At 63.8% G+C, this 4,970-nt stretch carries 4 protein-coding genes; all 4 read right to left on the reverse strand.

The genetic code is table 11. The features are described from left to right. Positions 1-272: 272 nt before the first annotated feature. The gene (locus tag NR164_RS30120; protein ID WP_079444249.1) at positions 273-1,751 is read right to left on the reverse strand and encodes a DASS family sodium-coupled anion symporter; all 1,479 of its coding nucleotides are present in this window, start codon (positions 1,749-1,751) and stop codon (positions 273-275) included. A gap of 80 nt (positions 1,752-1,831) precedes the next feature. Next, positions 1,832-3,202, reverse strand: a complete 1,371-nt coding sequence (locus NR164_RS30125) for a hybrid sensor histidine kinase/response regulator (RefSeq protein ID WP_017847474.1) — start codon at positions 3,200-3,202, stop codon at positions 1,832-1,834. Continuing rightward, positions 3,186-4,349 (reverse strand): alcohol dehydrogenase-like regulatory protein ErcA, encoded by a 1,164-nt coding sequence (gene ercA / locus NR164_RS30130; RefSeq protein WP_017847475.1) that lies wholly within the window; start codon positions 4,347-4,349, stop codon positions 3,186-3,188. The genes NR164_RS30125 and ercA overlap by 17 nt, the downstream gene beginning before the upstream one ends. A gap of 127 nt (positions 4,350-4,476) precedes the next feature. Then, complete coding sequence (gene pqqA / locus NR164_RS30135; RefSeq protein WP_010209364.1) at positions 4,477-4,548, reverse strand: pyrroloquinoline quinone precursor peptide PqqA; 72 nt, start codon at positions 4,546-4,548, stop codon at positions 4,477-4,479. Positions 4,549-4,970 lie beyond the last annotated feature (422 nt).

A 4,970-nucleotide genomic window follows, 5' to 3' on the forward strand; every position in this document is an offset into this window, starting at 1 on the left:
ATCGGGGGCAAGCCCCCTCCCACATTTTTGACCCGGTTCGGCTTCCAGGATCAGGTCGGCTATAAGGCAGCCTCGCTTTGGCGTTGGTTACTTTGGGGCTTTTTTTCCAAAGTGACCCGCCGTAAGGGCGGAACCCATAGCAGCCGTGACCGCAACAATGGATATGTACTCAACCCAACCCAAAAAGCTGGTCAGCCCAGAGACCGCTATCGGGGGCAAGCCCCCTCCCACATTGGATCTCCTTTGCATTGGCGACCCCATGACACGCCCTATCAGATCCAGCCAAGCCAGCTCCAGTAGGTCGCCGCAAACACCAACATCAACAAGTAACCCATCAGCGTCACCAACACCCCCACCTTGGCAAACTGCCGCGCCGTGAATGTCCCGGTCCCCAGGCACACCATGTTCTGCGGCGCATTGATCGGCAGGATAAACCCGTAGCTCACCACAAATCCCAACAGCATGGTCATCCCCAACCGGTTGAACTCCCCCGGCAAGGTCTGCAACACCGCAATCAGGATCGGCAACAACGCCGAGGTCAACGCGGTCGCACTGGCAAACCCCAAGTGGATCAAGATCAAAAACGCCCCGAGGATGGCAAACACACCCAACGGCCCGACCTGGTCCAGCCCGGTGTGCGCCACCACTTGCGAACCCAGCCACTGCCCGGCCTGGGTGGTCAGCAACGCCGTACCGAGGCTGATGCCGACGCCAAACACAATCACCGTGCCCCACGGAATCCGCGACTGCACATCCTTCCAGGTCATCACGCCGATCCCCGGCAACAGCAGGAACACCAGCCCGGCATAGGTGGTCGAGGTGGTGTCGAAATTGTGCAGGCGCCCTTCGGTAGCCCACGCCAACAGCAACAGCACCGACACGGCAAGCAGGCGTTTTTGCGGGCCGGTCATCGGGCCGATGTCCACCAGCGACTGGGCCACGGCTTCTTTGCCGCCGGGGATGCTGTCGCTTTCCGGCGGCAGCAGTTTGATCACCAGGAACAGCAACACCGCCGACATGATCAGCGCCCATGGCGCGCCGGCGATCAGCCAGTCGATCCACGACACGCGCTGGCCGAGCATCTTGTCCATGAACCCGACGGTTAGCAGGTTCTGCGCGGCGGCGGTCTGGATGCCGACGTTCCAGATGCTGGTGCCCTGGGCCACCACGATCATCAGGCCGGCGGCGATGTTGGAGCGTTTATCGACGCCAAACGCCGCCACCACGCCCATCATGATCGGCACCACGCAGGCACTGCGCGCGGTGGCGCTGGGTACGACGAGACTCAGGAGGATCGTCACCGCGATCGCCCCCAGCAGAATGCCGCGGGTGCTGGTGCCGACCCGGGTCAGCGTGACCAGGGCGATGCGCCGATCCAGGCCGGTGTGGGTCATGGCGGCGGCGATGAACAACGCCCCCGCCACCAGCGCCAGCGCCGGGTTGGAGAAGCCGGTCAGCGCCATGCCGATGGCTGGGCTGGAGCCGATCAGGTGCGCGGGGTCTTGCAGCGACGGCGCGGTGCCGAGCAAGAACGCCATGAGCGAGGTGATCATGATCGCGCTGGCCTCATAGGACACCGCCTCGCTGATCCACACCACCACTGCAAACGCGAGGATCGCCAGCATGCGATGCCCGGCCACCGGCAAATCCGCGGGCAGCGGTAACAGCAGCACCCCGACCATCACCAGTACAGCGACGACCAGGCCCAAGGGCAACTTGAATGATGCAGCGGTTGTTGCGGGGGCGCTCATGGGGGAGTCTCCGTCGGCGTCAAATCAGGCTGGGAGCATGGCGCAAAATGCCGCACGCGGTGTTGACAGGTATCAAACCTCTAGGCCAATAACTGACTCAACACCGCCCGCAACTTCCCGGGCTTGACCGGTTTGTTCAACAACGGTGCGTCCAGCCGCCGCAGGATGCGCCGGCACTGGTCGGTGCGGTCGGCGCTGATGATCACCGCGGGAATCGTCTGGGCAAAATGCTCGCGCAGGTACTTGACCACCTCACAGCCCACCACGCCGTGGTCCAGGTGATAGTCCGCCAGGATCAGTTCCGGCGCCCTGCCCTGCAATGCCAGCAACGCGCCGGCCTGGTCGGTGGCCGTGACCACCTCGCAGCCCCACTGCCCGAGCAGCGCGCTCATGCTTTCGAGGATGCTGACTTCGTTGTCCAGCACCAGCAAACGCCGCCCCGGCAGCGGGTTGCCGGTGGTCGGTTGCGTGGGCAGTTGGCTGATGGCCAACGGCATTTCTTCGCTGATCGGCACTTCGAGGCTGAACATCGACCCGCGTCCCGGCCACGAGCGCACCGCCACCGGGTAACCGAGGATCTCAGCGATCCGCTCGACAATCGCCAGCCCCAGGCCCACGCCCTTGCGGTCCGAGGCGCGGCCGACGTCCAGTTGGTTGAATTCGAGGAAGATCGCGTCGAGCCGGTCGGCCGGGATGCCGCGCCCGGTGTCCCACACTTCCAGGCGCAGGTGATCGCCGCGGCGACGGGCGCCGAGCAGGATGCAGCCGTCGTCGGTGTAGCGGCAGGCGTTGCTGAGGAAATTGCGCAAAATCCGCGTCACCAGGCGCAGGTCGGTCCGGATCGCGTAATGGCCGGTGTGTGCGCGCAGATTCAGTCCGGCGGCCAGGGCGACGGACTGGAATTCGGAGACCAGCGGCGCAAACAACTCATCCAGGCGATACAGCGCCACGTCCGGCTTGACCGCTGCCTGGTCGAGCCGCGAGATATCGAGCAAGTCGGTGAGTAAATCCTCGGCACCTTCCAGGGCCTGGTGCGTGCGCTCCACCAGCACCTGTTCGACACTCGGCAACGACCGTTCGCGAAGGGTGGCGATCAGCAGCCGTGCGGCGTTGAGCGGCTGCAACAGGTCATGGCTGGCGGCGGCGAGGTACTTGTCCTTGCTGCGGTTGGCGGCCTCGGCGGCGTCGCGGGCGTCGCGCAGCTCCTGTTCGACCTGTTCGCGCTGGGCGACCTGCTGTTGCAGGTTGCGGTTGGCTTCGAGCAGTTCATCGGTGCGCGCCGCCACCCGCTGCTCCAGCTCATCGTTGAGGCGGATGTAGCGGTTGCGCTCGGCCTCCAGCTCATCGAGGCGGGCCGTGAGTTCCGGGTAGTGGCTCTTGCGCGCCGACTGGTCGCCCAGCCCCAGCAGCCCGGCCAGGGCGCGCTGCTGGTCGTCAGAGAGCTTCGCCATAGACGACCTCGACGTCACGCTGGCTCGATTCGCGGGGGTTGGTGAGGATGCACGGGTCGTGCATGGCGTGCTGGGACAGGAACGGAATGTCCGCCACCCGCACGCCGTGCAGGCCGAGGGTTTCGTGGAAGCCGATGGCACGCTTCAGCGCGATCAGATGCTCGACCAGCCGCCCGCGGATCTGCGGATGAGTCAGGCCGCGGCAGTCGATGCCGAACGTCTCGGCAATCACCTTGAAGCGCTCCGGCGCCGAGTTGTAGTTGAACGCCACCACATGCTCCACCAGCACCGCGTTGCACAGGCCGTGAGGCAGGTCGAGGAAGCCGCCGAGGCTGTGGGACATGGCATGCACCGCGCCGAGGATCGCATTGGAGAACGCCAGCCCCGCCTGCATGCTGCCGAGCATGATCTTCTCGCGCAGGGCGATGTCCGCCGGGTTGGCGATCATCTGCACCAGGTTGCCGTTGATCAGGCGCATGGCTTCCAGCGCGTGGGGGTCGGTCAGCGGGCCGTGGCCGGTGGAGACGAACGCCTCGATCGCATGCACCAGCGCATCGATGCCGGTGCAGGCGGACAGGAACGGGTCCATGCTCGCCGTGGTTTCCGGGTCGATCAGCGACACGTCCGGCACCACCGCCTTGCTGACAATGGAGAACTTCATGCGCTCCTGCTGGTTGGAAATGATCACGAACTGCGAGACATCCGCCGAAGTGCCGGCGGTGGTGGGGATCAGGATCAGCGGGGGGCTGGGCACGCGAATGGTGTCCACGCCTTCGAATTCGAGGATGTTGCGCCCATGGGCGACCACGATGCCGATGGCCTTGCCGCAGTCCATCGGGCTGCCGCCGCCGATGGCCACGATCACGTCGCAATGGTTGTCGCGGTACACCTCGGCACCGAGCATGACTTCTTCGACGCGGGGGTTGGGTGAGACGCCGCTGTACAGGCAGTAATCGATGCCGATGGCCTGCAGGCTGGCTTCCACGTCGGCGACCCAGCCGGCGGCGATCACACCGGGGTCGCTGACCACCAGCACTTTGCGCGCACCGAAGGTCTTGGCGTAATTACCGACGTTGTGCCGGCAGCCGGCACCAAAGATGATTTCAGGCGAAACGAACTTACGCAGAAGGCTGAGATTTGGGCTCATTGGAAAGCCTGTTTTTATTATTTTTGAGAGATGCGCTCCACACTAACCCATCCGCGCGCGAATGCAATCAGACCAAAGAGTCATTCCCCAAACGACCCCGGCCAGCGCGAGGCTGGCCGGGGGTGAATCAGCGGCTGGCGAAGTACATGGTCACTTCAAAGCCGATACGCAGGTCGGTAAACGCGGGTTTAGTCCACATGGGGCGATCCTCTTGTTGTGCCGGAAGATTCCGGTAATGGCATTAATGCATGGGGGGATGGGGGTGCGAATGCTACTTTCGAACGAGCCTGAAGCATGCCTTGGTAGCAGATGTACACCGATCAAAAATGTGGGAGGGGGATTGCTCCCGATGGCAGTGGGTCAGCCAATACATGCATAACTGAGCCACCGCTATCGGGGGCAAGCCCCCTCCCACAGTTGGTTGCATTTCAAGTCGAGGTTAGAAGAGGCCCAGGGGGTTGGTCGGCAGGTAGTGATCCAACAGGCAAAGCCCTCTTGCTGTGCAGGAACGGGTGTACGCCGATCAAAATGTGGGAGGGGGCAAGCCCCCTCCCACATTGGGTTGTATTTCAAGTCGGGGTTAGAAGAGGCCCAGGGGGTTGGTCTGCAGGTAGTGGTCCA

The organism is Pseudomonas sp. Pse79 (assembly GCF_024519615.1).
In the GTDB taxonomy this organism is placed as follows: domain Bacteria; phylum Pseudomonadota; class Gammaproteobacteria; order Pseudomonadales; family Pseudomonadaceae; genus Aquipseudomonas; species Aquipseudomonas veronii.